Annotated in this window: 25 protein-coding genes and 2 pseudogenes; 13 read left to right on the top strand and 14 right to left on the bottom strand. The window is 71.6% G+C overall.

Features of this window, described 5'->3' with window-relative positions:
• Positions 1 to 36: 36 nt before the first annotated feature.
• Together ACZ55A_RS28015 and ACZ55A_RS28010 are read left to right on the top strand one after the other, a co-directional pair.
• Entirely contained in the window at positions 37 to 2,316 is a 2,280-nt protein-coding gene (locus tag ACZ55A_RS28015) for a heavy metal translocating P-type ATPase (protein ID WP_468845893.1), read from the top strand.
• A complete protein-coding gene (locus ACZ55A_RS28010) occupies positions 2,313 to 2,801 on the top strand; it encodes a copper chaperone PCu(A)C (protein ID WP_468845571.1) in 489 nt (162 codons plus the stop codon). Before ACZ55A_RS28015 ends, ACZ55A_RS28010 begins: the two co-directional genes overlap by 4 nt.
• 287 nt (positions 2,802 to 3,088) lie before the next feature.
• On the opposite strand, the pseudogene ACZ55A_RS28005 reads toward ACZ55A_RS28010, so the two are convergent.
• Positions 3,089 to 3,640 (bottom strand): annotated as a pseudogene (locus ACZ55A_RS28005) (sigma-70 family RNA polymerase sigma factor); the annotation flags it as partial.
• A 49-nt stretch (positions 3,641 to 3,689) separates the two neighbouring features.
• Between ACZ55A_RS28005 and ACZ55A_RS28000 the strand changes: the two are divergent.
• Positions 3,690 to 3,980 (top strand): zf-HC2 domain-containing protein, encoded by a 291-nt coding sequence (locus ACZ55A_RS28000; RefSeq protein ID WP_468845568.1) that lies wholly within the window; start codon positions 3,690 to 3,692, stop codon positions 3,978 to 3,980.
• Between the two features lie 247 nt (positions 3,981 to 4,227).
• Here ACZ55A_RS28000 and ACZ55A_RS27995 read toward each other — a convergent pair whose 3' ends face one another.
• The gene (locus ACZ55A_RS27995) at positions 4,228 to 5,058 is read right to left on the bottom strand and encodes a PE-PGRS family protein (protein WP_468845565.1); all 831 of its coding nucleotides are present in this window, start codon (positions 5,056 to 5,058) and stop codon (positions 4,228 to 4,230) included.
• 110 nt (positions 5,059 to 5,168) lie between these two features.
• Entirely contained in the window at positions 5,169 to 6,029 is an 861-nt protein-coding gene (locus tag ACZ55A_RS27990) for a hypothetical protein (RefSeq protein WP_468845562.1), read from the bottom strand.
• Positions 6,030 to 6,155: 126 nt separating this feature from the next.
• Here ACZ55A_RS27990 and ACZ55A_RS27985 point away from each other — a divergent pair, with 126 nt between their 5' ends.
• A complete protein-coding gene (locus tag ACZ55A_RS27985) occupies positions 6,156 to 6,893 on the top strand; it encodes an HAD family hydrolase (RefSeq protein WP_468845559.1) in 738 nt (245 codons plus the stop codon).
• On the opposite strand, the gene ACZ55A_RS27980 is transcribed toward ACZ55A_RS27985, so the two are convergent.
• Both ACZ55A_RS27980 and ACZ55A_RS27975 read right to left on the bottom strand, forming a co-directional pair.
• Positions 6,809 to 7,189 carry a hypothetical protein gene (locus tag ACZ55A_RS27980; protein ID WP_468845557.1) on the bottom strand — a complete coding sequence of 127 codons (381 nt, stop codon included), beginning with the start codon at positions 7,187 to 7,189 and terminating at the stop codon, positions 6,809 to 6,811. The two genes, ACZ55A_RS27985 and ACZ55A_RS27980, sit on opposite strands and share 85 nt — an antisense overlap.
• A complete protein-coding gene (locus ACZ55A_RS27975; protein WP_468845555.1) occupies positions 7,186 to 7,653 on the bottom strand; it encodes a DUF2269 family protein in 468 nt (155 codons plus the stop codon). The genes ACZ55A_RS27980 and ACZ55A_RS27975 overlap by 4 nt, the downstream gene beginning before the upstream one ends.
• Positions 7,654 to 7,903: 250 nt before the next feature.
• Between ACZ55A_RS27975 and ACZ55A_RS27970 the strand changes: the two genes are divergently transcribed.
• Complete coding sequence (locus tag ACZ55A_RS27970; RefSeq protein ID WP_468845553.1) at positions 7,904 to 8,875, top strand: GlxA family transcriptional regulator; 972 nt, start codon at positions 7,904 to 7,906, stop codon at positions 8,873 to 8,875.
• A gap of 30 nt (positions 8,876 to 8,905) precedes the next feature.
• Here ACZ55A_RS27970 and yczR read toward each other — a convergent pair whose 3' ends face one another.
• A complete protein-coding gene (gene yczR, locus ACZ55A_RS27965) occupies positions 8,906 to 10,393 on the bottom strand; it encodes a MocR-like transcription factor YczR (protein WP_468845551.1) in 1,488 nt (495 codons plus the stop codon).
• Between the two features lie 209 nt (positions 10,394 to 10,602).
• Here yczR and ACZ55A_RS27960 point away from each other — a divergent pair, with 209 nt between their 5' ends.
• Positions 10,603 to 11,403 carry a glutamate racemase gene (locus tag ACZ55A_RS27960; RefSeq protein WP_468845890.1) on the top strand — a complete coding sequence of 267 codons (801 nt, stop codon included), beginning with the start codon at positions 10,603 to 10,605 and terminating at the stop codon, positions 11,401 to 11,403.
• A gap of 15 nt (positions 11,404 to 11,418) precedes the next feature.
• Here ACZ55A_RS27960 and ACZ55A_RS27955 read toward each other — a convergent pair whose 3' ends face one another.
• Complete coding sequence (locus tag ACZ55A_RS27955) at positions 11,419 to 12,615, bottom strand: globin domain-containing protein (RefSeq protein WP_468845549.1); 1,197 nt, start codon at positions 12,613 to 12,615, stop codon at positions 11,419 to 11,421.
• Positions 12,616 to 12,753: 138 nt separating this feature from the next.
• Positions 12,754 to 13,197, bottom strand: coding sequence for an RrF2 family transcriptional regulator (locus ACZ55A_RS27950; RefSeq protein WP_468845546.1), 444 nt, complete (start codon positions 13,195 to 13,197; stop codon positions 12,754 to 12,756).
• Positions 13,198 to 13,290: 93 nt separating this feature from the next.
• Here ACZ55A_RS27950 and ACZ55A_RS27945 point away from each other — a divergent pair, with 93 nt between their 5' ends.
• The gene (locus ACZ55A_RS27945; protein WP_468845544.1) at positions 13,291 to 13,701 is read left to right on the top strand and encodes a hypothetical protein; all 411 of its coding nucleotides are present in this window, start codon (positions 13,291 to 13,293) and stop codon (positions 13,699 to 13,701) included.
• Between the two features lie 45 nt (positions 13,702 to 13,746).
• Here ACZ55A_RS27945 and ACZ55A_RS27940 read toward each other — a convergent pair whose 3' ends face one another.
• Complete coding sequence (locus tag ACZ55A_RS27940; RefSeq protein ID WP_468845542.1) at positions 13,747 to 14,295, bottom strand: ATP-binding protein; 549 nt, start codon at positions 14,293 to 14,295, stop codon at positions 13,747 to 13,749.
• A 199-nt stretch (positions 14,296 to 14,494) separates the two neighbouring features.
• On the opposite strand from ACZ55A_RS27940, the gene ACZ55A_RS27935 reads away from it, so the two are divergent.
• Complete coding sequence (locus ACZ55A_RS27935; protein WP_468845539.1) at positions 14,495 to 14,731, top strand: DUF397 domain-containing protein; 237 nt, start codon at positions 14,495 to 14,497, stop codon at positions 14,729 to 14,731.
• 123 nt (positions 14,732 to 14,854) lie between these two features.
• On the top strand, positions 14,855 to 15,688 hold the full coding sequence (locus ACZ55A_RS27930; protein ID WP_468845536.1) for a DUF5753 domain-containing protein: 834 nt from the start codon (positions 14,855 to 14,857) through the stop codon (positions 15,686 to 15,688).
• Between the two features lie 299 nt (positions 15,689 to 15,987).
• Here the strand turns inward: ACZ55A_RS27930 and ACZ55A_RS27925 are convergent, their stop codons facing one another.
• Positions 15,988 to 16,431, bottom strand: a complete 444-nt coding sequence (locus ACZ55A_RS27925; protein ID WP_468845533.1) for a MarR family winged helix-turn-helix transcriptional regulator — start codon at positions 16,429 to 16,431, stop codon at positions 15,988 to 15,990.
• Positions 16,432 to 16,528: 97 nt separating this feature from the next.
• On the opposite strand from ACZ55A_RS27925, the gene ACZ55A_RS27920 reads away from it, so the two are divergent.
• Both ACZ55A_RS27920 and ACZ55A_RS27915 read left to right on the top strand, forming a co-directional pair.
• Positions 16,529 to 16,921, top strand: coding sequence for a nuclear transport factor 2 family protein (locus ACZ55A_RS27920; protein WP_468845530.1), 393 nt, complete (start codon positions 16,529 to 16,531; stop codon positions 16,919 to 16,921).
• A 19-nt stretch (positions 16,922 to 16,940) separates the two neighbouring features.
• Positions 16,941 to 17,138 (top strand): hypothetical protein, encoded by a 198-nt coding sequence (locus ACZ55A_RS27915; protein WP_468845528.1) that lies wholly within the window; start codon positions 16,941 to 16,943, stop codon positions 17,136 to 17,138.
• A gap of 161 nt (positions 17,139 to 17,299) precedes the next feature.
• Here the strand turns inward: ACZ55A_RS27915 and ACZ55A_RS27910 are convergent, their stop codons facing one another.
• Together ACZ55A_RS27910 and ACZ55A_RS27905 are read right to left on the bottom strand one after the other, a co-directional pair.
• Positions 17,300 to 17,962 (bottom strand): SGNH/GDSL hydrolase family protein, encoded by a 663-nt coding sequence (locus tag ACZ55A_RS27910; protein WP_468845525.1) that lies wholly within the window; start codon positions 17,960 to 17,962, stop codon positions 17,300 to 17,302.
• Positions 17,963 to 18,020: 58 nt separating this feature from the next.
• Positions 18,021 to 19,541, bottom strand: a complete 1,521-nt coding sequence (locus ACZ55A_RS27905; protein ID WP_468845522.1) for an FAD-dependent monooxygenase — start codon at positions 19,539 to 19,541, stop codon at positions 18,021 to 18,023.
• A gap of 229 nt (positions 19,542 to 19,770) precedes the next feature.
• Between ACZ55A_RS27905 and ACZ55A_RS27900 the strand changes: the two are divergent.
• Positions 19,771 to 20,222 (top strand): annotated as a pseudogene (locus tag ACZ55A_RS27900) (transposase); the annotation flags it as partial.
• Positions 20,223 to 20,276: 54 nt separating this feature from the next.
• Here the strand turns inward: ACZ55A_RS27900 and ACZ55A_RS27895 are convergent.
• On the bottom strand, positions 20,277 to 20,762 hold the full coding sequence (locus ACZ55A_RS27895) for a GNAT family N-acetyltransferase (protein WP_468845887.1): 486 nt from the start codon (positions 20,760 to 20,762) through the stop codon (positions 20,277 to 20,279).
• Positions 20,763 to 21,222: 460 nt separating this feature from the next.
• On the opposite strand from ACZ55A_RS27895, the gene ACZ55A_RS27890 reads away from it, so the two are divergent.
• The gene (locus tag ACZ55A_RS27890) at positions 21,223 to 23,292 is read left to right on the top strand and encodes a SpoIIE family protein phosphatase (RefSeq protein WP_468845520.1); all 2,070 of its coding nucleotides are present in this window, start codon (positions 21,223 to 21,225) and stop codon (positions 23,290 to 23,292) included.
• 89 nt (positions 23,293 to 23,381) lie between these two features.
• Here the strand turns inward: ACZ55A_RS27890 and ACZ55A_RS27885 are convergent, their stop codons facing one another.
• Positions 23,382 to 23,843: a peptidase inhibitor family I36 protein gene (locus ACZ55A_RS27885; RefSeq protein ID WP_468845516.1), complete on the bottom strand. Its 462-nt coding sequence runs from the start codon at positions 23,841 to 23,843 to the stop codon at positions 23,382 to 23,384.
• Between the last annotated feature and the right edge of the window lie 301 nt (positions 23,844 to 24,144).

The raw sequence follows: 24,144 nt of genomic DNA, 5'->3' as shown, positions 1-24,144 counted from the left end.
GCTCCCTCCCGTACCACCACCCTCACCATCGGCGGAATGACCTGCGCGGCCTGCGTGGGCCGGGTCGAGAGGAAGCTCGGCCGGCTGGCCGGCGTCGCGGCCTCGGTGAACCTGGCCACCGGGCGGGCGACGGTCCGGCACCCCGACGCGGTCTCCGTCAGCGAGCTGATCACCACCGTCGAGGCGGCCGGATTCACCGCCCAGGCCCCCGAAGCGGCCCCCGAGGACACCCCCCGGCCCGCCGAGCGCCGCCCGGACGCCAAGGACGACGACGCTCCCGCCGAGCGCCACCGCCTGCTGATCACCGCGCTGCTCTCGCTCCCCGTGCTGGCCCTGTCGATGGTGCCCGCCTGGCAGTTCCGCGACTGGCAGTGGCTGTGCTTCGTGCTCGCCGCACCCGTCGCCGTCTGGGGCGCGGCGCCCTTCCACGCCCGTGCGCTGCGCGGACTGCGGCACGGCGCGGCCACCATGGACACCCTGGTCTCGCTCGGTGTCGTCGCGTCCTTCGCCTGGTCGGCCTATGCGCTCTTCTTCGGCGGGGCCGGTACGCCAGGTATGACGATGCCGTTCAGCCTGCTGCCCACCGCGGACGACGGCAGCGCGCACCTCTACCTCGAAGCCGCCGTCGGCGTACCGCTGTTCGTGCTGGCCGGCCGCCGTATGGAGGCCAGGGCCCGGCGCGGCACCGGCTCCGCGCTGCGCGCGCTGGCCGAACTCGCCGCCAAGGACGTCACCGTACGGACGGCCGACGGCGAACGGAGCATCCCGGTGGACCGGCTGCGGTCCGGCGACCGCTTCCTGGTACGCCCCGGCGAACGCGTCGCCACCGACGGCACCGTCCTGGAGGGCAGCTCCGCCCTGGACCTGTCCCTGATCACCGGCGAGAGCCGTCCGGTCGAGGTCGGCCCGGGCTCGGCGGTGGTCGGCGGAGCGGTCAACTCCGGCGGCCTGCTGGAGGTACGGGCCGATGCGGTGGGCGCGGAAACCCAACTGGCCCGGATCACCCGGCTCGTGGAGGAGGCCCAGACCGGCAAGACCCGGATCCAGCGGCTCGCCGACGCGGTGGCGGCCGTGTTCGTCCCCGCCGTGCTGACCGTCTCGGTCACCGTCCTCGGCTTCTGGCTCGGCGCCGGGGCCGACCCGCAGGCCGCCCTCACCGCCGCGGTCGCCGTCCTCGTCGTCGCCTGCCCCTGCGCACTCGGACTGGCCACCCCCACCGCCCTGCTCGCCGCCACCGGCCGCGGCGCCCAGCTCGGCATCCTGGTCCGCGGACCGGAGGCGCTGGAACGACTTCGCCGCATCGACACCGTGGTCCTCGACAAGACCGGTACCCTCACCACCGGCCGGATGAGCGTCGCCGCCCTCACCACCCGCACCGACGGCCTCGACCCCGCCGAAACCCTGCGCCTGGCCGCCGCCGTCGAGCAGGGCTCCGAGCACCCCCTGGCCCGCGCGATCATCGCCCACGCCCGCGACCGCCACCCGGACCTACCTCAACCCGCGCCTCCCGTACGGGACTTCCATGCCACCCCCGGGTACGGCGTACGCGGCACGGTCGGCGACCGCCAGGTGGAGATCGCCCGCCCCGGCGACCTCACCGGCCTCCCGGCGCCGCTCGCGGACGCCGTGCGGGCGGCGGAGAGCGCCGGTCACACCGCGGTGCAGCTCACCGTCGACGGCACCCCGGAGGCCGTGCTCGCCGTCGGCGATGCGCTCCGCCCCGACAGCTACCGCGCCGTCGAGCATCTGCGCCGGCTCGGCCTGCGGCCGGTCCTGGCCACCGGCGACCGCGCCGCCACCGCCCGCGCGGTGGCCGGCCATCTCGCCATCACCGAGGTCCACGCCGGGGCCCGCCCCGAGGACAAGGCCGCCCTCGTCACCACCCTGAAGGAGCAGGGCGCCCGGGTCGCCGTCGTCGGCGACGGCGTCAACGACGCGGCGGCCCTCGCACTCGCCGACCTCGGCATCGCCATGGGCAGCGGCACCGACGCCGCGATCGGTGCCGCCGATGTCACCCTCGTACGCGAAGACCTCCAGGCCATCGCCGACGCGGTACGCCTGGCCCGCCGCACGCTGGGCACCATCCGCACCAACCTCGGCTGGGCGTTCGGCTACAACCTCGTCACCGTGCCGCTCGCCGCCGTCGGCCTGCTCAACCCGATGCTCGCGGCCGCCGCCATGTCCGCCAGCTCACTGCTCGTCGTCGGCAACAGCCTGCGACTGCGCGCCTGGCAACCGCGCGGCGGCACGGGAAGGCCCACGGCCCGCCGCCGCACCAACGCCCCCCACTCCACGCACGGTTGGGAGACCCTATGAACCGGCTGCCCGTCGCGGCCGTGGCCGTACCCCTGCTCACCTGCCTCGCCACCCTCGGCATGCTCACCGTCTGGACCACCACGGGCAACGCCGGGACGCCCGCGAAGCTCAGCGTCACCGAGGGCCGGGTCCTGATCCCCGCCGGGGCTTCCGGCCCCTCCGGCCCCGAGGCGACCGCCGCGTTCTTCACCGTCCGCAACACCGGGGGAGCGGACGACGTCCTGACGGGCGTCACCGGCCCCGCCGGGCACCGGGCGATGCTCGGCCGCACCGTCGACATCGGCCGGAACGCCCGGAGCATGGCGATGGTCCGGTCCGCCACCGTCCCCGCCGGCGGCACGCTGCGGATGACCCCGACCACCCTGGACATCATGCTGAGCCCACCGCCGGCACTCGCACCCGGCGACCGCATCACCTTCACCCTCCACTTCCGCGACAGCCCGCCACAGACCGTCCGGGCCAGGGCGGTACGGCCTGGTCAGTGAGGCGGCCGCGTCCGGCGCGCCGCAGCCGCTCGGTCCGCTCGCCGCGGAGCCGGTCCGCGGCGCACGGCGAACGGGCTCATGGACCGGGTACCGCGCGTCCATGAGCCCGTTCGCCGCGCAGGCCGAGGTACGGCCCGTCAGGCCACGGCACCCGCCGACGCACCCGCGCCCACGAGCGCCCGCGTCCGCCCGCCCGGTACCGTCCGCCGGACAGCTGCCCGTCCGGCGTCCGCCCGCTCACGGCCCGCCCGTTCTGCGTCCGCCCGTTCTGCGTCGGCCCGCTCGACATCGGCCCGCTCGGCATCCGTCAGCAGCGCGACCAGCGTCTCCCGGGCCCGCGCCACCCGGGACCGTACGGTCCCCACCGGGCAGCCCATCACCCCGGCGGCCGCCGCATACGGCAGCCCCAGCAGCTGCGTGAGCACAAACGCCTCCCGCCGCTCCGGCACCAGCGCCGACAGCAGCTCGGCCAGCGCGATGCCCTCGTCGAACCCCGGTACACCCCGCGGCTGTACCCGTTCCGCCGCCGACTGCCAGTCGTCGGTCGCGGCCAGCCGGGGCCGCACCGCATGGGAACGGATCCGGTCCGCCACCACCCGCCGGGCGATGGTCAGCAGCCAGGTCCGCGCCGACGACCGGCCCTCGAACCGCGGCAGACTGCGCAACGCCCGTACATAGGTGTCCTGCACCAGATCGTCGGTCGCCTGCGGATCACCGCTGAGATGCGTCACATAGCGCCGCACATCGAGCTGAGTGGCCCTGACGAACTGCTCGACGGCCCGCTCGTCACCGGTACGGGCGGCCAGCGCCCAGCCCGTCACCGCCTCGTCATTCCGCATACCGCGACCGTCCCTCGCCGTAGGTGCGCGCTTCGGGGAGGATGGCGGTATGCACTGCTCGCGCATCCGCACGGCCCTCTCCGCCCGGCTCGACGGAGAGCAACTGCCCGCCGGCCTCACCGTCCGCCGGCTCGACGACCACCTCGCCGGGTGCCGGGACTGCCGCCGCTGGGAAGCCCGGGCACGGGCCCTGACGACGTATGTCGATCGCGCGGCAAGGGACCTCGACCGTGCCACGGCGCGCCCCGAAGGCGAGGCGCCGGGGGAGGTCGAGGCGCTGCTCGCCGCACTGCGGTCGGCCGGAGAGCCGCACGACACGGGCGGCGAACGGGCCGGTTGACCGGACGGCGCGTGGGGTCCCGGCCGTTGTTGTGGTGCTGGGGTCGGACGCGGGCAGCGAAGCCACCGGCATCCGGACAGGATTGATCATCTGGAGTCCTCAGGAGTCCTCTGGAGTCCTACGCATGATCCGGCGGCCGCCTCGTACGGCGGCGACCGGTGAAGTCCGAGCCGGGACCCCCGGCGCATGCGCTCAGCGCTCAGCGCCCGGGAAGAATGCCCCTCGGCCCGGGAATTCGACCGTGCTGTCAGCCGACAGCCGGCTCATGCGGCGGACCCCGCAGCGACATCGCATGGGCCAGCAGCAGCTTCTGCACCGCACGCCGCGGCTCCTGCCGGCGGGCGCGCACGACGGGCCGGCCCTCGGGCAGCACCCTCCGCAGGACGAACACCAGCGGCGTGAACAGCCGGGCCGCCACACTCCGTACGAGCCGGAACGCGGCCCGTTCGCCACCCCACAGCCACCAGGCGCTGAGCAGCGCGACCAGCAGATGGGCCGCCAGCATGCCGCTCGCGCTGCCGTGTTGCAGCAGCCCGCCCACGGTGTCCGCGCCACCGTGCTCAAGGGCACCCGGATGCGCCATCCCCGACATGGACCCGGACATGGACCCCGACATGTGCCCGGACATGGAGTCCGGCATGTGCCCGGCCATGGACCCTGGCATGGCCACCGGCACGGCCGCCATCTGCCGATGCATCAGCTCCAGCATCCGGTCGGCATCACCGCCCGGGACCGGCATCTCCTGGGCGCCGCACATCCAGGCGTTCGCCCACTGCCGTACGAGCGACAACCGCTCGCCGTGTCCACCTGAGCCGCCGCCCGCCATCGCCTGGCCGAACGAAAAGGCGCTGTGCAGCGCCGCCTGGGTGCCGACGGTGAGCAACCCCACCAGCAGCGGGCCGCGTTCCCGGCCCGCGAAACACCAGGCACCGGCCGCGGTCGCCACCCCGGCCGAGAGCAGCATCCACGCGGGGACCGTGGCATCCGACATCGCCACATGGCCCAGCGCAGCGAGCAGCACACAGACCGCCGCGAACACCGCGGCGCGTAGCCCCCTGAGAACCTGCCCCGCATCCATGACAGGACCATCGTCGCACTTCGGCTCCGCAGCGGAACGCGAGGGTCACGCGACGGGCGACGCCGGCGCCCATCGGCCGACGCGGGGCCCCTTCGGCGCGGTCCCGGCCCTCAGTACCTGTGCCCGGGCCAGTGCGGATCGTCCCAACGGTCCGGCCCGGTCAGGCCGAGCAGCCGTACCCGCTGAAGCAGCTCCTCCGCGGCTGACAGCCCGCGGAGCCGATCCGGAGCGCACCGCACCAGCCACGAGACGAGACCGGCCCGCATCTCGTCCTTCTTCTCCCAGGCGTCCCAGGGGAGTTCGTCCCCCAGCAGCTCGTACTCCCACTCCTCCACCGCCTCGGCCAGACGCCGGTCGGCGAGCGGATCGTCCATCGCTTCCCAGACGGTGAGCCACGGCGTCACCGTGGCGGAGGCCTCTGCACACAGCGTGAAGACCTCATGCGCGGGAACGGCACTCCCCGGATGGACAAGACTCTGGGCCCACCAGGCATGCAGGAAGTTCCACACGGCCGTGGCCTGCTCCTCCGGCCACTCCTGCCAGTCGCCACGCGCGAACGAACGCCCGACCTCCGCCATCCCGAATATGGGCCGCCGTACGAGCCCGCCCACCAGCGCCGTGGCGAACTGCGGCAGGATGCGGCGCAGCACCGCCCCGTGGTCGTCCCAGTCCCCAGCCTGCCAGGTCCGCCGCAGCAGGTCGGCATCGAGCTCCACGTCCGGCACCTTCAGCAGCGCGAGTTCGTCCGCGCTGCCCCAGTGGCACTCACAGTTGTTCTCGTCGGGCCGCGCAGTGCACCCCCGGAAGGCCTCGGCCAGCCCGTCCAACGCAGCATCAAGCCGACGCCGCACGCCCTCGGGAGCAGTCCGCTCGGTCTGCTGCCTCTCGGTGCTCTGGGTGCTCTGGGTGCACTGGGTGCTCTGCTCGGCCTGGTGGGTCTGATCGGTCCGATCGGTCTGGTCGCGGTGCATCGCAAGGCCCGGCTTTCGGGGACTCCGGGCGACTCCCGCCGACCGAAGAGCGTGACTCTACCGGACCCGGCCACCGCCGGAGCCTGGGGCCTGGCACCACGGCCGGGCGTGCGCTAGGAAGATCGAATGAGTCGCCTACCTGTCTGTGGCCCCGAAGGTCCGATCCGCGCCACGCCCGGCCCGGACCCGTACCGGCCCCCTGCCGTCCGAGCCGTGCTCTTCGACTTCTCCGGAACGCTGTTCCAGGTCGGAACGTACGCGGACAGAATCCGGGCGGCGCTGCCGCAGCCGGTGGACGACACGACGATGGACACCCTGCTGAGCGGACTGGAAGCCGGCCTGTCCGACCCCGTCGTCCTGGCGGCTCAACACGCCCGCGATGTGTCGTCGGAGGCTCACCGGTACGCCTTCACCACCTGGTACTCCTCGGTCGCCGAGCTGGCGCCGGTCGCCGACGTGCTCTACGCACAGCTCAAGGCCCCCGAGCACTGGGTGCCGTATGCGGACACCGGGTCCACACTGGCCCGACTGCGGCGCGACGGCGTGGCCCTCGGCGTGGTCAGCGATGTGGGCTGGGACCTGCGCGCCACCTTCGCCCACCACGGCCTGGACCACTACTTCTCCTCCTGGGTGCACTCCTACGAACACGACACGGAGAAGCCGGACCCGCTGCTCTTCCACCACGCGTGCCGCGAATTGGGCGTCGACCCGGCCGAGACGCTGATGGTGGGGGACCACCCCGCCAAGGACGGTGGCGCGGCGGGCGCGGGGCTGCGCTCCTACGTGCTGCCGGCGGGGGCCGCGCCCGGCTCCTCCCGCGGGTTGGAAGCGGTGCTGCGGCTGGCCGGACTCGGCTGCTCCTGAGGGGATGTGCGCTCCGACGGGGCCGGACCGGTCGTGGACCGGGTAAGCCTCCGCAGGGCGAGCAGGCCCCCGATTCCGGGCAGCAGTGACAGGGCGACCGCGAGGGGTGTGCGCTGCGGGTCGCGGGCGAGGGCGACGACGGTGAACAGATACGCGCAGCCATGGGCGGGCCCGGTCAGGGAGGAGACGGCCGGCAGATGCGCGGTGGCCAGGTTGGCCAACAGCACCAGGAGAGTGATCAGTTCGGTGGTCGCGGCGAACCGCAGCGGGCGCCGGGCGAGGCGTTGCACGGTCATGCTCCCGTCGTCGAACCGGGGCGGACGATCATCAGTACCGTCACCGTGGCCCACAGCACGTTGAAGCACCCGGTGAACATGGCCAGCCGGGCCGTGGTGCGGCGTGCGACAGGCACCGTCGCCTCGTCGAGCTGCTGGAGGAGCGCATCCTGACGCGGCAGGACGAGCAGCGCCAGCACGCCCGCGGCCGCCGCGGCCAGCACGATCGAGGCGATGAGCCAGCCGTCGCCGAGTACGCCCAGGCTGCTGGCGGTGGCGAAGCCGAACACCGGGACCACCAGGCCGATCCCGGCGTAGACCCGGCAGATACGGTGCAGGAGCCGGACCGTCCCGGACGAGGCGGCGTCGCCGGCGGCGGCCTGGGCGCGGCGGACGGCCGGGGGAAACATGCTGGCGGCGACCGTCACGGGGCCGATGGCGATGAGAGCGGCCAGCACGTGCAGGGCGAGGAGGAGCTTCGTCATGGGCTTCGATTCCCGAACTCGGTCGGTGTGGTGAGGGCGGTGGTGGTGGCCGCGCGGACAGGCAGGCGGGGCGGGTGCCGGTCTGGGCCCTCGGGCACCACTGACGGTAGACATCGCCAACCCCCGCTCCCAGTAGCGTGATCGACAACCTTCAACGGGATATCGCCAACGGAGTGCGACCTGCGATCCCGGCCATCAACCCCCATGCCTGCCCCTCGGCGAGAATCCGGCGGCCAGATACATTCCCGCCATGCACACCGTCGTCATCCTCGCCCTGGATCAGGTGATCCCCTTCGACCTGTCCACCCCCATCGAGGTCTTCAGACGGACCCGGCTCCCCGACGGCCGCCCCGGCTACCGGGTCCGCGTCGCCGCGGAGCAGCCGGAGGTCGATGCCGGGCTGTTCACGCTGCGTACGTCATGGGGGCTTGACGCGCTGCGGGATGCGGACACGGTCCTCGTGCCCGGTAGGGCCGACCCCTCCGCGCCGGTGCCGGACGCCGTGCGCCGCGCCCTCAAGGAAGCCGCCGCCGACGGCACCCGTATCGCGTCCATCTGTGTCGGCACGTTCGTGCTCGCCGCCGCCGGACTCCTGGACGGGCTGCGCGTCACCACCCACTGGGTCGCCGCGGACCAACTGGCCGCGGCCTACCCGGGCATCGACGTCGACCCTGACGTGCTGTACGTCGACAACGGGCAGATCCTGACCTCCGCGGGGGCGGCCGCCGGCCTGGATCTGTGTCTGCACATGATCCGCAGGGACTACGGCTCGGCCATCGCCGCCGACGCCGCCCGGCTGGCCGTCATGCCCCTGGAACGCGAAGGAGGGCAGGCCCAGTTCATCGTCCAGCAGTATCCGCCCTCGCCCCGCGGTTCGTCCCTCGAACCCCTGCTGACCTGGTTGCAGGAGAACGTCGCCCGCGACCACACCCTGGCGGACATCGCCGCGCACGCCGGACTGAGCACCCGTACCCTGCTCCGGCACTTCAGCGAGCAGACCGGAACCACTCCGCTCCAGTGGCTGCACCGCGCCCGCGTCCGCCAGGCCCAGCATCTGCTGGAAACCACCGCCCACTCGGTCGAACGCATCGGCGCCCAGGTCGGCTTCGGATCGTCCACCACCTTCCGCGACCGCTTCAAACGCACCACCGGCGTCAGCCCGCACACCTACCGACGTACCTTCCGCAGCTCGGCCGGCGGCTCGGCCGCCTCGTCGGCGTAGCGGCCCGGCAAGCCCGTAGGCCCCCAGCCGTCAGGCGATCCAGTGCGGTCGTCGGGTGGCCGGTGCGAGGGGAAGGCCGTCGGCGAGCGCGGTGGCCATACGGTGCACGGCCTCGCGCAGGACGTCGGGGGGTGTGGTGTACGGGATGCGCAGGCGTTGTTCGAAGATGCCGGGGTCGGTGGCGAACGCGGCGCCGCCCTCGATCCGCACCCCGTAGTCCAGCGCCCGCTCGGCCAGCGAAGCGGCGATGGGCGCACCCAGATCGACCCACAACGACAGTCCGCCGGGCGGCAGTTGCCAGCTCCACGCCGGCAGGTGCTCGGCCAGGGCCGCCGCCAGCACAGCGCGCTGCTCACGCAGCCGTTCCAGGCGGGGCGGCAGCACGTCCCCGGCGCGGGCCAGGAGGTGGACGGCCAGGAGCTGGTCCACGACCGAGCCGCCGATGTCGGTGGCGACCCGCTGCCCGGCGAGCTCGGTCACCAGCCGCGAGGGGGCGCGCAGCCAGCCGATACGCAGTCCGCCCCAGTGGGTCTTGCTCATCGAGCCGATGGTGATGACCTGGCCGGTCCCACCGGCGGCGGCATGGGAGGCGCACGGCGGCGGTGCGGGGGCGTCGAGGGCGAGATCGGTCATCGTCTCGTCGATGACCACCCATGTGCCGGAGCGCTGGGCGGCGCGCAGGAAGCGGGCGCGCACCTCGTCGGGCATCAGACAACCGGTCGGATTGTGGAAGTCCGGTATCAGATAGGCGAGTTGGGGTACGGCCTGACGGAGGGTCGATTCCATGATCTCGCTGTCCCAGCCGGCATCGGTCACCGGGACCGACACGGTACGGAGCCTGGCGCGGCGGAGGGCCTCCAGAGCGTTCGGATAGGACGGATTCTCGACCATGACCCGGTCGCCGGGGTGACACAACAGCCCCAGGACCAGCGTGAGCGCGTGCTGAGCGCCGGAGGTCACCAAGATCTGTCCGGGCACGGTCACCAGGCCCCGCCGGGTGAAGCGCTCGGCGATGACGGCGCGCAGTTCCGGAAGGCCGTACGGGTGGTAGCCGGGGGTGTGCGCATGCTCGGCCAGCTGCGGGGCGATCTGGCCGAGGGCGTCGACGAGCGTCTCTTCCGGCAGCCCAGGGGCGGCCCTGGCCAGGTCGATCGCGGTGTCCTGGGGGCCGAGGAGCCGGGTGATGCCGTGGGGCGTACAGCCTTCCGGCAGGGCCGTCCAGGTACCGGAGCCCTGCCGGCTGTGGGCGTAGCCGCTCTCGCGCAGCAGGTCGTACACGGCGGTGACGGTGGCCCTGCTGGTGTTCAGCGCGGTGGCCAGCTCCCGCTCGGCGGGGAGCCTGACGTGCAACGCGATCCGTCCGTCCAGGATCAACGCGCTGATCGCCTGGGCCAGATGACGGTATGCGGGCCGCATTCCCGCCGGATCGGGCAACAGGGCGGCGAGCTGCCGGCTCCCCAGCGTCCGCCCGGCGCGCCCCGCCCGGTCCGCCGCCTGGAACGGTGTCCCCTCGGCCATACCATTCTCCCCCGATTGGCCATGTCATCCGGGCCACTCACTCTACAAACTCGCCGCCAGTGACGTTGAGGCACACGAGCACATCGGAGGCGACCGACGTGGAGCAGAAGATCCCGGCCCGTTACGTGTACGAACTCCCGCGCCGGCATGAGGAGTACGCCGCGGCCGGCCTGGCGCCGTCCAGCGGTCGTCGGGTGAAGATCGCGCTCATGGACGTCGGCATCGGACTGCTGGCGACGGCCGCCGAAATACGCCGGCTACGCCCCGACGCCGACCTCGTCCTCTCCTCGGACCCCGACGGCATGCCCTGGGGACCACGCACTCCGGCGGACGTCACGGCCCGCGCCCTCACTGTCGCCGAGGCGGCCGCCGCGCACCGTCCGGACGTCCTGATCGTCGCCTGCAACACCGCCACCGTGCACGCCCTGCCCGCCCTGCGCGCCCGCCTCGAACCGAACCTGCCGGTCATCGGCACGGTTCCGGCCATCAAACCGGCCGCTGCGGGCGGCGGACCGGTCGCCGTCTGGGCCACCCCCGCCACCACCGGCAGCCCCTACCAGCGCGCGCTCATCGACGAGTTCGCAGCCGGGGTGAGCGTGACCGAGGTGCCGTGCCCAGGGCTCTCCGACGCTGTCCAGTCCGCGGACGAGGCGGCCATCGGCCGCGCGATCTCCGCCGCGGCGGAGCGCACCCCTGCCGACGTGCGGGCCGTCGTGCTGGGCTGCACCCATTACGAACTCGTCGCCGCACGCATCAGCACAGCCCTGCAACGGCGCGGTCTGCCACCGGTCGTCCTCTACGGCTCGGCCTGGGCGGTGGCCGCCCAGGCACTGTGCCGGATCGATGAGCAGCCCGCCCCGGAGGCGCCTGCCGAGGGCACCCTGACCGTGCTCCTCAGCGGGCGTGCGGCGGCGCTTCCCGCAACGGCGCTGGCGTACTACGAAGGCCGGCTGTTGCATACCGTCGGTGGCGAGTCGGCGTGGCGTCACCATGCGGCGTTCGCTCGGTGACGCGGCCGTCCGGGTTCAGGACCGGCCGAGCCAGAGGTCCGGGCCGAAGACCTCGTAGTGGATCGACTCGGCCGGTACACCGCGGCGCAGCAGGTCGCCGCGGACCGTGCGCATGAACGGCAACGGGCCGCACAGGTACGCGGTGAGGCCCGCGGGAATTTCCAGTGCGCCGATGTCGGCGTACCCGGTCGCCGCGTGCGCGGCCTGCTCGCCCGGCTCCTCGTACCAAAGGTGCAGCCTCGCGTCCGGCAGCGCCTGGACGAGCCGGCTCTGTTCCTCGCGAAGGGCATGGTCGGCGGGGCCGCGGTCGGCGTGCACGACGGTCAGCGGACGGGTCGATCCGGTGGCGACGAGATGGCCGAGCATGGCCAGCATCGGTGTGCTGCCGATCCCCGCGGAGGCGAGCAGCAGGGGACCGTCGCCCGCCGGCAGTACCAGGTCTCCGCAGGGGGCCGAGACGGTGAGCGTGTCACCCACGCGCGCGTTCCGGTGCAGCCAGGAGGAGACCTCCCCCTCGGGCCCGGCCTCGCCCCGGACCCGCTTGACGGCGATGCGCCACTGCGGACCGCCGGGTGCTGAGGAGAGGCTGTACTGACGGATCTGGCGTGCCCCGTCGGGCAGTTCGGTCTGCACGCTGACGTACTGGCCCGGGCGGAAGGGCGCGGCGGGCCGGCCGTCGGCGGGGCGCAGCACGAGGGAGACGACGTCGGCGGTCTCCTCGCGCCGCTCGGTGATCTCCATCTGCCGCCAGATCTCGCCCTCGGCGCCGCCTGCCTGCTGATAGAGCCGGGCCTCCATGGCGATCAGGGCGTTGGCCATCAGCCAGTAGACCTCGTCCCAGGCATCGGCCACCTCGGGGGTGACCGCGTCGCCGAGCACCTCGGCCATCGCGTCGAAGAGGTGCGTGTGGACGAGCTTGTACTGGTCGGAGGTGATGCCGAGGGAGACGTGCTTGTGGGCGATCCGCGCCAGCATCGTGTCCGGGCGGGCATCGGGCTGGTCCAGCAACAGGCCCGCGAAGGCCGCGATCGAGCCCGCCAAGGCCTTCTTCTGTGCCCCGTTGGCCTGGTTGCCGCGGTTGAAGAGATCCCGCAGCAGGTCGGGGCGGGCAGCGAAGAGCTTCCGGTAGAAGACCTCGGCGATCTCGTCGATGGCGGCTCCGACGGCGGGGAGGGTGGCGCGGACGACGGGGGCGGACTGGTCGGAGAGCACAGCGACTCCTAACTAGTTAATGATCTTCGCATTTAGAGGCGTGGGGGCCGGTCGACGGGATCAGGGGAGAGGTGAAGGGGGTGTAGCGCATGGGTGTGGCCAGGGGTTGCGGCGTGCCTGGTCCGTCAGTGCGCCCGGTTACCCGGAATCGCGCCCCACCAGGCCGATCAGGACCGGTCCGGTCGGGGACGAGACCAGTTCGGCCACCGTCAGCGGATCGAGCGTGGCGTAGAAAGCCTCCTGCGCCTTGCGCAGGGCGCCGCGCAGCCGGCAGGCGGCGCGCAGCGGGCACGGCGGATCGCCCTCGCAGGCGACGACCTCGTCCTCGCCCTCCAGCTCGCGCACCAGCCAGCCGACCGAGGCCTGCCGGCCGAGCGCGGTCAGTTCGAGTCCGCCGCCGCGCCCGCGTCGTGCATCCACCACGCCGAGGTGTTGCAGCCGGGTGATCGCCTTCGCCATATGGGCATAGGGCACGTCCATCACCTCCGCGACTTCGCGCGTGGTCATGGATCCGCCCTGGGTGGAGACCGCCAGGCGCATCACAGCTCGGAGCGCCAGGTCGGTGAACTTCGTCAGCCGCACGATGCGACGTTAGCAAATACGCATGCTAGGTTCCAATTCGGGGGTGGATGATGGTGGTGTGCAGTGACAGTTCCGGATCGAATGGTGCAAGTGATGGCCGACGAACACCCAGGCCCCTTCGGGGCGACCGGAGCCCCGGTCCCGCAGCCCCTGTGCGACATCAAGGCGCTCGCCGCGCTCAGCCCCGCACCGGCGGGGGCGCTGTGGCGACTGGCCGAGCCCGGGCGGCAACTCGACGCCAATCTCGTGCACCTCCGGCCCGAGGAGCGGATCGACTCCCACGCCGAGCCCGACCTCGACGTTCTCCTGCTCGTCGTCGCGGGTGACGGCGCCCTCGGTACGGCCGGGGGCCCGCAGCCGCTCACCGAAGGGAGCCTGTTGTGGCTCCCGCACGGTTCCACCCGCAGCTTCACCGCGGGCAAGGACGGTATCTCCTACCTGACCGTCCACCGCCGTCGCCCCGGCATGCAGATCCGTCCCCTTGGCGGTACGTCACAGGGGTGACGAAACTCAACCTGGCGGTGGCACGGGCGAGTTGATGGTCCACCCTTATGCCCGCACGGGAGGCGCGCCGTCCTCGTCGGTGGAGGAGAGCGCCGCCCAGACGGCTTTGCCGGCGGTCGTGGGCGTGGTCCAACCCCAGGACCTGCTCAGGCAGTTGACGAGGTGCAGCCCGCGGCCGGACTCGGCGAGGTGATCCGGCGTTCCCAGTACCGGGACCTGTGCGCTGTGGTCGCAGACCGTGCACACCACGAGGCCTCCGTGCCGCAGCAGACCCAGCCAGATCGGCCGGAGGGGGACCGTGGGGGCCGGGGGCTTGGCCAGTCCGTGGCGGAGCGCATTGCTCAGCAACTCCGTGACGACCAGCGCCGTGTTGTCGATGAGCGAGCTCAGTGCCCAGCCGCTCAACGTGGACCAGGTGAAGCGACGGGCCTCACCGGCCGCCCGCTGGTCCGCGGTCAGAGCGCGGGCGGCGTAGCCGGTGGGGCCCGGGAGGTCGTGGGGTTGGAGGGCGTCGCGCGAGGCCTGTGCCAGCCAGTGGCTGACGGGCTCCTGGAGTGCGGGGGCGGCTGTCGATCCTGCCGGGCGGGGTGTCATCACGATCTCCGTGGAGCCTTTCAGGCCTGCGTCACGAACGGGTGATTCGGGACCACTATTGCGGGCTGCTGCTGGTGCTGCAACTGCCTCTGCAATTAGAGTTTTGAGGAAACGTAATTGCATCGGTAAGTACGGATGCAATTACGCAGCCGCACGATGCCTGGTCAGCCGGGTATGCCTGAGTGAGGGAGGGATCGAGATGCAGCAGTTCGACAACGGGGTGCCGGCCGACCTGATCGACGGGGTGGTCTGGAAGAAGAGCCGGCACAGCGCCCCCGGTGGCAACTGCGTGGAGGTTGCCGCGCTTCCGGACGGCGCCTTCGCCTTCCGTAACTCACGTCATCCGCAGGGCCCCGCCCTGATCTACACCCGTGCGGAGCTGACCGCGTTCATGGCGGGAGTGAAGGACGGCGAGTTCGACGCGATGGTGGACTGAGCCGGACCGGCTCAGCCGCCCAACGTGCTTGCCATCAGGAACCGTTGAGCGGACGACCGGGTGACCCGACGGTCGCCTGATGAGGCACCGGGTCCATCCGCACTGGCGCGTACGGGAGTTGGTATGACCGCCACCACGGGGCCGTACACCGAGCCCGGTATCTCACGCGAGGACGCGGGCCACGCGATCCGGGCCTCGCACGCCAAGATCACTCGTCTTGAGCGCGGCCAAGTCGGCGTCAGGGAACAGGACGTGGCGGACCTGCTGACCCTCTACGGAGAGCTCGACGCGACCCGGCGCGCCGCGTACTTCGAGCTGGCCCGGCAGGCCAACACCGCTGGCTGGTGGCACCGGTACAACGACGTCCTCGAAGGCTGGTTCGCGCTGCATATCGGCCTCGAAGAGGCCGCGGAGGTGATCCGCACGTACGAAGTGCAGTTCCTCCCCGGCCTCCTTCAGACCGAGGCGTACGCGTATGTGGTCACCCGTCTGGGATATCCGCGGGAACCGGAGTCCAAGATCGACCGGCTGGTCGGGCTGCGGATGGAGCGCCAGAAGCTGCTGACGCGTCCGGGGGCGCCCCTGCTGTGGGCCGTGGTGGACGAGGCGGTGCTGCGTCGGCCGTTCGGCGGTCCGGAGGTGATGCGCGCACAGCTGGAGCACCTGCTGGAGGTGGTGGAGCTGCCGAATGTGACGCTCCAGATCGCCCCGTTCAGCGTGGGGGCGAACGCGGTGGCCGGATCCCCGATCACCATCCTGCGCTTCCGGGAGCCCGAGCTGCCCGACCAGGTCTATCTGGAGCAGCTGACCGGCGCGGTCTATCTGGACAAGCGGGAGTCCGTCGACCAGTACACCTCGATCATGGAACGGCTCTGTACGGAGGCGAATCCGCCGGAGGAGACCAGCGCTTTCCTGAAGGCGCTGATCGGCCGGCCGGCTGCGGCCGGGGAGCCGTGACCGACCGGCTCTTTTGACGCGTTAAGGCCGCTGTTCACCCACCCAGAGCCGGCGGATTCGCTTTCCAGGCGTTTCTGTATGCCTTTTCCGTACCCACCGTGCATTTCCAGCCATCCAAGAGACCTGGTCGCCCAGGAATTCTGCCCCGGTCCACTCTCTTATTCGCCTGCACAACAATTAACCCACGCACAACAGCAGTATCAGGGGCACCGAGGGCACCTCTTTCGGATCTTGAGCCGGCCCCGCCTCGGCGTCGTGGGTGCCTGACTTTGCCCGTCGCGTGATGCCCTGTCCGCTCGTCAGGTGAACGGTCCGTCGAGCGTGAAGCGGCGCAGTTGGCGGGCGAAGGCCTCGGCCTCGCCCGGTGGCCACGAGGACAGGCTCGCCATGATGTGGTCGGCCAGTCGTGCGCGCAGCTCGGCCATGGCGAGCCGGCCCTGCTCGGTGAGGACGAGTAGATGTGCGCGCCGGTCGGCGGGGTCCGGTTCGCGTCGGATGAGGCCGACATCCTCCAGCCGGGAGGCCCGGCGCGTGACGCCGGAGCGGTCGAGCCCCACGTCGGGCGCCAGGCCGGCCGCACTGCACGGCCCGGTCCGGGCGAGTGCGCTGAGCACGGGGTAGGTCAGTTCGTCCACCGCCTCACCCATCCCTTCGGTCAGCTTCCGGTGCAGCTGCGTGCGGGTGGTGCGCCGCAGCAGGATGCCTAGCGCGTCCGCGATCTCGTGTCCTACTTCCTTCTTCACCCCTCAAGAATAGCGTGCGCGGTGCACGCACTTGGTGCTACAGTCCAGGAGATGCGTGCGCAGCGCACGCACCCCGCTCCTCTCGAAAGGAACTCCCATGACCCGCACCGGCATCGAGGCCGCCCTGACCGACCTGCTCTTCAACGGCGACCTCACCCTGGAGGAGGCCGCCGACCGCCACTTCACCCCGGAGTACCGCCAGCGCACTGACGGAGAGTGGGCTGACCGCACCGCGTTCCTGGAGCACATCGCTCACCTGCGCACCCTCGTCGCCGACGGTCACGTCGAGGTCCACGAGGAGCTGTACGACGGCAGCAAGTACGCCGACCGGCACACCGCCCACATCACGAAGAAGGACGGCACGAGCGTGCGCATGGAGGTGTACGTGTTCGCCGACCTGGCAGCTGACGGCCGGTTCAGCCGCATCGAGGAGACCACCCTGATGCTCCAGGGCTCCAGCTCCGACCGCAACATCGGCAGCGCCCGCTAGGGCGGTGCCGGGTTCGCGAATGTACTCGACCCATGACCCGGCACCCGTCACCTTCCGGTCCGCGGACGCCGAGGTGCGGCCCGCCATCGAGCGGTTGGCGCAGCCGTACCGTCACGACATGTCGGAGTTCCTGGGCCATCTCCCGGACGCCGACGGCACATCCGGGTCCGCGGCCTTCCGCTGTTCCTCGACGACGAGGACCGCGACGCCCAGTTGATCAGTACGGGTCCGCACCGGCCGGATTCGTCCTGACCCGGCGGATGCCCGAGGGTGCTACGTCGATCTCCGCGTTCTTCGCAGGTCACGGCTCCGCCAGTGTGCCGTCCGGAGCAGCCCGACGGGTCCAGGGGTCCGGCATGACCAGGTGCGGCGCGCCGGTCAGGCGACCAGACGCAGCCAGGCCGCCGCGAGAGCGGCGTGGCCGGCCGGCGACGGATGCACGCCGTCGGCGGACCAGTGCCCCAGCTCGGTCGTCGCCGCCAACTCGGCGAACATGCCGTCGGCGGCCAGCAGATGCGCCCCGTAGGTGCGGGCGAGCTCGCGCACGACCTGGATCTTCGGGTCCAGGTCCGTGCGCCACTCCTTGCGCTCCTTGTCGCCGACGAGCGCGGCACCGGCCTCGATGACGCCGTCGACCGGGAGGAGGAACGGCTCGATGAGGATGAGCTGGGTGCCCGCCTCCGCGAGCGGGGCGAGCAGCCGCTCGTAGCCCGCGGCGAACTCCTCGGCCGTGATCACGTAGCCCTTGGGGTCCAGGGTGTGCCAGCCCATGTCGTTCACGCCGACGAGGATCGACACGACGTCGGGGCGTATGTCGAGCACGTCCGTCTGCCAGCGTGCTTCGAGGTCACTCACCTTGTGGCCGCCGATCCCGGTGTTCAGCCAGGTCACGGGTCGGTCCGGGTGCCGGAGTCCCCACTGGCCCGCGATGTGCAGCGGATAGCCGAATCCGAGACCGTCTTCGCTCTCCCGGCGTTGGCAGTCGGTGATCGAGTCGCCGGTGAACATGACGGTGCTGCCCGGTCGGAGGGTGATGGTCATGAGTGCTCCATAAAGGCGGTCGCGGAAAGGTGGTACAGGTGAAGGGCGGGTGGGCCGCTCAGGCTTGCGGGCGGCCGAACCACCGGGAGGCTGCTCGTTCGAACTCGTCGGCGGCGAAGTCGTGGTCGTCGGCCCACGCGACGGTGCCGTCCGGGCGGACCAGTACGGCGCCCAGTCCGAGGTCGTCCACCGGCGCCCCGGTCACGTGACGCAGTCGGCTCCGCCAGGCCGCCGCCGGGCCGCTCAGGCGGCGATCGGCACTGAAGTCGAGGACGACGCCCCGTCCGTCCCGCATCAGCTCGCCAAGACAAGTTCCGTCACCCAGGCGGAAGTTGGGGGCATTACGGCCCACCAGCGGATGCCCGCTGCCGAGGTCGTAGCCGATCGACGACCCCGACACCCTCCCGAAGACATACGTCGTCCCGTCCCGGGTGCCGAGCAGGTCGCGGACCACGCCCTGGATCGCCTGGGCGTGCCTGTCCGGCCTCATGATCGACACCTGGGCGCGCGACCAGTCGAGCACCTGGGCGCCGATCGGGTGGCGCTCCTGGCTGTACGTGTCGAGGAGTCCGTCCGGCGCGTGCCCCCGCACGGTCGCCGCGAGTTTCCAGCCCAGGTTCACGGCGTCGCCGATGCCGGTGTTCAGGCCCTGGCCGCCGAGCGGCGAGTGGATATGAGCTGCGTCGCCCGCGAGCAGGACGCGGCCCTGTCGGTAGGTCGTCGCCTGCTTGGCCCGGTCGGTGAAGGTGGAGGCGAGCCGGACGTCGCTCAGGGTGACGTCGGTGCCCGACACACGGCGCAGCACCGTCTGGAGATGGTCGCGGGTCGGCTGCCGCGAGCGGTCGAACGCGCCGCCGTCGAAGTCCATCATGGCGATGTGCCCCTCGATGGCCATCCGGACGTACATGCCCGTCGGCGTCAGATTGATCCCGGGGCGCAGCTTCTCCGGATCGGCGAGCGTGCCGAGCACGGTGTATCCGGTGAACTCCGGCTCGGTGCCCGCGAAATCGAAGCCGGCGAGACGTCGCACCGCGCTCCGCCCCCCGTCGCAGCCGACGACCCAGCGCGCCTCGAAGCCGACCTCACCCGCGGACGCGACCACGTGGTCCTCGTCCTGCGTGACCGCGTCCACGGTGACGCCGCGCCGGATGTCGACGCCCAGTTCGACCGCGCGCTCGGACAGCAGCGACTCGACCGCCTGAAGGCTGATCATCGTGAAGTCCGGGGCCGGGCTGGGCAGCCGGAAGGGCAGGGCGGCCATGTCGACCTTGGCCGGATCGAGCACCATACCGGCGAAGTGGCCCACCGCACGCGGTGGTGACGGCTCGTCAGATTTGGTGTGGGCGTCGCGCCCGTCGAGGACGAAAGATGCTGCCACCAGCGCGTCCAGCAGACCGCGACGGTAGAACGCCCCGACCGAGAAGCCGAACAGGCCGCGCATGCCGAGCGGTTCCGTCCGCCATGGTGAGTCCGACTCCGACTCCTTCTCCAGTACCAGCACGGAGCAGCCCGCGAGGCCGAGCTCGCAGGCGAGGAAGAGACCGACCGGGCCTGCGCCCACGATCACTACGTCGTGCATGAGACATCCCCATACCGAAGGCACTGCCGGGCGGTCACCCGGCCGGACCTCTCGAAAGGTGTCAGTCCCTGCCGACACCGGACCGATACGGCGCCGACATCCCCCGACAGGTCACCGACAACGTGGCGCGCGCCGCTGCGGAGAGCGGAACCGCGTGCCGGTGATCGCTCAGCTTGTCCAGGCCGACGAGGACACCGTCCGCGACGTGATCCACCGCTTCAATGAGATCGGCTGCTACTCGATCGGCGACGACAACCTGTGGGGCGTCAACCGTCGCCACAAAGGGGCGGCCAACACCGTCACGGCACTGAAGTCGATCCGCGCCGCACGCCCGGACGGCGCCCCGATCTACGTGTCCTGGACAATCTCTCCGCCCACAAGGGAGCGAAGATCCGCGCCTGGGCGAAGAAGAACAAGGTCGAGCTGTGCTTCACCCCGACCAACGCCTCCTGGGCCAACCCGATCGAAGCGCACTTCGGACCGCTGCGGCAGTTCACCCTCGCCAACTCCCACCACCCCAACCGCACCGCCCAGACCCGCGAGCTGCACCGTTACCTGCGCTGGCGCAACACCCACGCCCGCCACTCCGACGTCCTGGCCGCTCAACGCCGCGAACGCGCCCGCATCCGCAGTGAGAAAGGCATCCGCTGGGGCGGGCGCCCACTCGCTGCCACAGCGTGACCACCGCGCCGGACGCCCCGGTCACAGCCCAGCGTTATGCCGTGGACCTTCCCATCAAGCGGGTGGAACCCGGCGGGCAGCAACCTCGAAGACGAGTTCACGACCGTCCTCCTCATCCCACTGCTCTCCGACCTCAACGAAGCCGAAGCCCGAGATCGTGGCCAGGGAGGCCACGTTGTCGGGGCTGATCGTCGCCCGCACAGTCGTGACTGCGGTTTCGGCCGCTGCCCGGCGGAGCAACTCGATCAGCGCGGATCGGGCATATCCCTGGCGACGGAAGTCGGGAGCAACGGAGTAGCCGATCTCGACCATGCCTACCTCATCAGGCGGTCCGTGGAACCCGGCATGTCCGACGACGAGACCCTTGTCACCGACGAGCGCTTGTCGCACCATCCACCGCGCCTGGCCGGGATCGGCAGCCATCTGGTCGAGTCGGAACTGCCATAGCCACCGTGCGCTGTCGGTCACGAAGTACTCGGTCAGCGAAACCCCGGCGATCCTGCTGGCTTCGGACAGGTCACCATCGAGCAAAGCGGACATCGCCCCGCCGGACAGCTCGACAAAACGTACGCACTTCGGGCTCCGCGTGAACGGTCCCCCGTAATCGGCTTCATCTGTCACCTACGGATGCTCGCCGACCAACCCAAAGGGCGTCCAATGATTTCGAAGCACGCCCACAGCCGCCCCGCGACGTCATCCACCACCACGCCCGCCACCCGGTGAACCTTCCCGGTCACAGCACCAGCACCTACAGTCCCCGGCAATCTTCAGGCCGCCCAAGGACCGTAAGCACTCCTTCACGCCCGGCGACCAGGGACACCGGTGATCTCTACGGGGCTGACGTGTGATCTACGGGCCTGCCGCGTGATCCATGGGTCTGCCGCGCGCAAGCGGGCCGGAGCGGGGGACGATGGAAGGACTGCGAAGCGCGAGGGTCGCAGGTCAGAGCCTGAAGCCGGCGGGGCCGCACGCCGGGAGACAGGTGGAGGGAGAGCCTGGGATGGGTACAGCCGACCCCTTCGGTGCCGCGGGCGACCAGGCGTTCCCCGGTGTGCCGCAGCGGAGTGGGCTGCTCGACCTGCTCGGTGTCGCGGCGGTGGTCCTGGATGCCGAGGGGCGGATCGTGCTGTGGAGCCCGCAGGCCGAGGCGCTGTTCGGCTACACCGCGCAGGAGGCGCTGGGCCAGTTCGCGGGGCGGCTGCTGGTCCACGAACAGCACCTGGACCTGGTGATCAGGCTGTTCACCGAGGTGATGGGGACCGGCCATAGCTGGGCCGGCGCCTTCCCCATCCGGCACAAGGACGGCAGCACCCGGCTCGTGGAGTTCCGCAATATGCGGCTGCTGGACGACCGGGGTGACGTCTACGCCCTGGGCATCGCCACCGACGAGGCGATCCTGCGCCAGGCGGAGCGGGATGTGGCGCTCTCCACGCGGCTGGTCTCCCAGTCCCCGATCGGGCTCGGCGTACTGGACACCGAGCTGCGGTACCTGGCGGTCAACCCGGCGCTGGAGCGGATGAACGGGGTCCCCGCCAAGGACCATGTCGGCCGGTCGGTCCGTGAGGTGCTGCCCTTCCTGGACGTCGACGCGATCGAGGGTGCGCTGCGGCAGGTCCTGGAGACCGGAAATCCCCTGGTCGACCAGTACACCGTGGGGCGGACCCCCGCCGACCCCGACCATGAGCGGGCCTGGTCGATCTCCTACTACCGGCTGGAGGACCCTGGCGGGCGGGTCCTCGGGGTGGCCGGCATGGTCGTCGACGTCACCGACCGGCACCGTGCGGACGAAGCGGCGGCCCGCGCCCGGCACCGGCTGGCGGTGATCGCCGACGGCTCCGCCCGGATCGGCACCACGCTGGAGGTGGAGCGCACCGCCGATGAGCTGGCCGAGGTCGCGGTGCCCGAGCTCGCCGACGTGGCGACGGTGGACGTGCTGGACTCCGTCCTGGAGGACCGCCGCCCGACCGAGGCCGGCGACCACCCCGCCCTCTTCCGGGCCCTCGCGGTGAAGGCCGCCTACCCCAGCGAGGCGGAGCGCGCCGCCGATCCGCCCGGTCACCTCACCAGCTACGGAGCCGACCGGCTGGTCACCCAGTGCGTGCGCACCGGCCACCCGGTGCTGGTGTCCCATGTCGCCGAGCGGGACCTGCCGCGCATCGCCCGTGACCTGGACGCCGCCGCCCTCCTGGGCCGCGCCGGCGTCCACTCCTACCTCATGACGCCGTTGATCGCGCGCGGCGAGGTGCTGGGCGCGCTGGGGCTGATGCGCGCCCGCAATCCGCTGGCTTTCGACGAGGACGATCTGACCCTCGCTGGTGAGCTGGCGGACCGCGCCGCGGTGTGCATCGACAACGCCCGCCTGTACCAGAGCCTGCGCAACACCGCCGTGACTCTTCAGCGCAGCCTGCTCCCGGACCGTTCACCGCAGCGCAGGGGCCTGGAGATTGCCACCCGCTACCGGCCCGCCGGAACCACCAGCGAGGTCGGCGGCGACTGGTTCGACGTCGTCCCCCTCACGGCGGACAAGACCGCACTCGTCGTGGGCGACGTCATGGGCAGCGGTATCAATGCCGCCACCACCATGGGACGGCTGCGCACCGCCACCTCCACCCTGGCCGACCTCGACATCCCGCCGACCGATGTGCTGCGGCACATCGACAAGATCACCACCGATCTTCAGCAGTACGCCACCTGCGCCTACGCCGTCTACGACCCGCACCAGGCGCTCTGCCGGATCGCCGTGGCCGGGCATCTGCCGCCGGTGCTGATGCGCGTGGGCCGGCCCCCGGAACTGCTCGACCTGCCCACCGGCGTACCCCTCGGCGTCGGCGGTGTCCCGTTCGAGGACACCACCTTCGACCTGCGGCCCGGCGATCAGCTGGTCCTCTACACCGACGGTCTGGTCGAGACCCGCCACCACACCATCGACGAGCGGCTGGGCCTTCTGCTCCATCTGCTCGACCGCCCCGACCCGTCGCTGGAGGACACCTGCGACCGGCTCCTGGAGGCCCTGCGCGATCCGGACGACTCCGACGATGTGGCCGTCCTCATCGCCCGGCCGCGGCCCTGACGGTGCCGTACGACAGTGGCACCGCACCGGGCCGGCAGGGGGGAGGCCGGCCGGCCCGGTCGGTTCGCTCGGCGAAGGCGGTCCCGGTGCTAGCCCGGCCAGCCGACCGCGTCGACGGTGTCGTTCGAGAACGGCGGCTCCTGGAGCTGCTGGCCGGGGAAGAGCGTGCGGAGCTGCTGGGTGTCGATGTCGACGAGCACGGCGGAGCTCGCCGTGTTGTTCACCCAGGAGGACACGGTGTTGGCGGCGGTCGGACCGTTGCTGCCGAGCATGGGCAGGGTACGCAGATCGACGTTGAAGCCGGCCCCGATCCCGTATGCGGGGCCCGAGTTGCCGTAGTCGCGGTACAGGCACAGGGTCGCGGGCGGGCAGGGCTCGCCGTCCTGCAGCTTGATCACGCCCGGTGGCAGCGCCCAGTCGGCGCCGGGTGCGGTCGGGGCGGCGGCATGGGCCGCTCCCGCGCCGAGTGGCAGTGCCAGGGCGGCCACCGCTGTTGCCACCGCGGCGGCCGTACGGGCAATCCGGGTGCGCCGCTTGGAGAGTGTGCTCATCTGGTCCTCCTGGTCGGCCCGGGCACTCGGTCGGCCCGGCGTCGGCGGGACTCTCTCCGTGCGATGAGTTGATTACTCAGTGCGCTGGATCAATGACGCAAAGTGGCTGCCGTGGCCTGGTCGCCGCTCTTGTCGACCGCTCGGACCTGCGGACACGCCGGTGACCTGCGGGGCAGAAGAGGCAGGCAGGCGCCGAGGGCGGGCCGGCGCCCGTGCGCGCCCCTGGTTCTGTGTCCTCCGAAGGGAGGGTTGGGGAGCACGGGGTGCAAGGGACTCCCGGGCGTTGCACCACCGGCGCTCG

The organism is Streptomyces sp. NPDC034111 (genome assembly GCF_055575375.1).
Note: the sequence above shows the minus strand (reverse complement) of the source record. Positions and strands in the feature narration are given on the sequence as shown.

Bases quoted from the DNA above. Each gene is read 5' to 3' on its own strand.
- ACZ55A_RS28015 (WP_468845893.1), top strand. From the start codon at position 37: ATGACCTGCGCGGCCTGCGTGGGCCGGGTCGAGAGGAAGCTCGGCCGG.
- ACZ55A_RS28010 (WP_468845571.1), top strand. From the start codon at position 2,313: ATGAACCGGCTGCCCGTCGCGGCCGTGGCCGTACCCCTGCTCACCTGC.
- ACZ55A_RS28000 (WP_468845568.1), top strand. From the start codon at position 3,690: ATGCACTGCTCGCGCATCCGCACGGCCCTCTCCGCCCGGCTCGACGGA.
- ACZ55A_RS27995 (WP_468845565.1), bottom strand. From the start codon at position 5,058: ATGGATGCGGGGCAGGTTCTCAGGGGGCTACGCGCCGCGGTGTTCGCG.
- ACZ55A_RS27990 (WP_468845562.1), bottom strand. From the start codon at position 6,029: ATGCACCGCGACCAGACCGATCGGACCGATCAGACCCACCAGGCCGAG.
- ACZ55A_RS27985 (WP_468845559.1), top strand. From the start codon at position 6,156: ATGAGTCGCCTACCTGTCTGTGGCCCCGAAGGTCCGATCCGCGCCACG.
- ACZ55A_RS27980 (WP_468845557.1), bottom strand. From the start codon at position 7,189: ATGACCGTGCAACGCCTCGCCCGGCGCCCGCTGCGGTTCGCCGCGACC.
- ACZ55A_RS27975 (WP_468845555.1), bottom strand. From the start codon at position 7,653: ATGACGAAGCTCCTCCTCGCCCTGCACGTGCTGGCCGCTCTCATCGCC.
- ACZ55A_RS27970 (WP_468845553.1), top strand. From the start codon at position 7,904: ATGCACACCGTCGTCATCCTCGCCCTGGATCAGGTGATCCCCTTCGAC.
- yczR (WP_468845551.1), bottom strand. From the start codon at position 10,393: ATGGCCGAGGGGACACCGTTCCAGGCGGCGGACCGGGCGGGGCGCGCC.
- ACZ55A_RS27960 (WP_468845890.1), top strand. From the start codon at position 10,603: ATGGACGTCGGCATCGGACTGCTGGCGACGGCCGCCGAAATACGCCGG.
- ACZ55A_RS27945 (WP_468845544.1), top strand. From the start codon at position 13,291: ATGGCCGACGAACACCCAGGCCCCTTCGGGGCGACCGGAGCCCCGGTC.
- ACZ55A_RS27940 (WP_468845542.1), bottom strand. From the start codon at position 14,295: ATGACACCCCGCCCGGCAGGATCGACAGCCGCCCCCGCACTCCAGGAG.
- ACZ55A_RS27935 (WP_468845539.1), top strand. From the start codon at position 14,495: ATGCAGCAGTTCGACAACGGGGTGCCGGCCGACCTGATCGACGGGGTG.
- ACZ55A_RS27930 (WP_468845536.1), top strand. From the start codon at position 14,855: ATGACCGCCACCACGGGGCCGTACACCGAGCCCGGTATCTCACGCGAG.
- ACZ55A_RS27920 (WP_468845530.1), top strand. From the start codon at position 16,529: ATGACCCGCACCGGCATCGAGGCCGCCCTGACCGACCTGCTCTTCAAC.
- ACZ55A_RS27915 (WP_468845528.1), top strand. From the start codon at position 16,941: ATGTACTCGACCCATGACCCGGCACCCGTCACCTTCCGGTCCGCGGAC.
- ACZ55A_RS27910 (WP_468845525.1), bottom strand. From the start codon at position 17,962: ATGACCATCACCCTCCGACCGGGCAGCACCGTCATGTTCACCGGCGAC.
- ACZ55A_RS27905 (WP_468845522.1), bottom strand. From the start codon at position 19,541: ATGCACGACGTAGTGATCGTGGGCGCAGGCCCGGTCGGTCTCTTCCTC.
- ACZ55A_RS27895 (WP_468845887.1), bottom strand. From the start codon at position 20,762: ATGTCCGCTTTGCTCGATGGTGACCTGTCCGAAGCCAGCAGGATCGCC.
- ACZ55A_RS27890 (WP_468845520.1), top strand. From the start codon at position 21,223: ATGGGTACAGCCGACCCCTTCGGTGCCGCGGGCGACCAGGCGTTCCCC.
- ACZ55A_RS27885 (WP_468845516.1), bottom strand. From the start codon at position 23,843: ATGAGCACACTCTCCAAGCGGCGCACCCGGATTGCCCGTACGGCCGCC.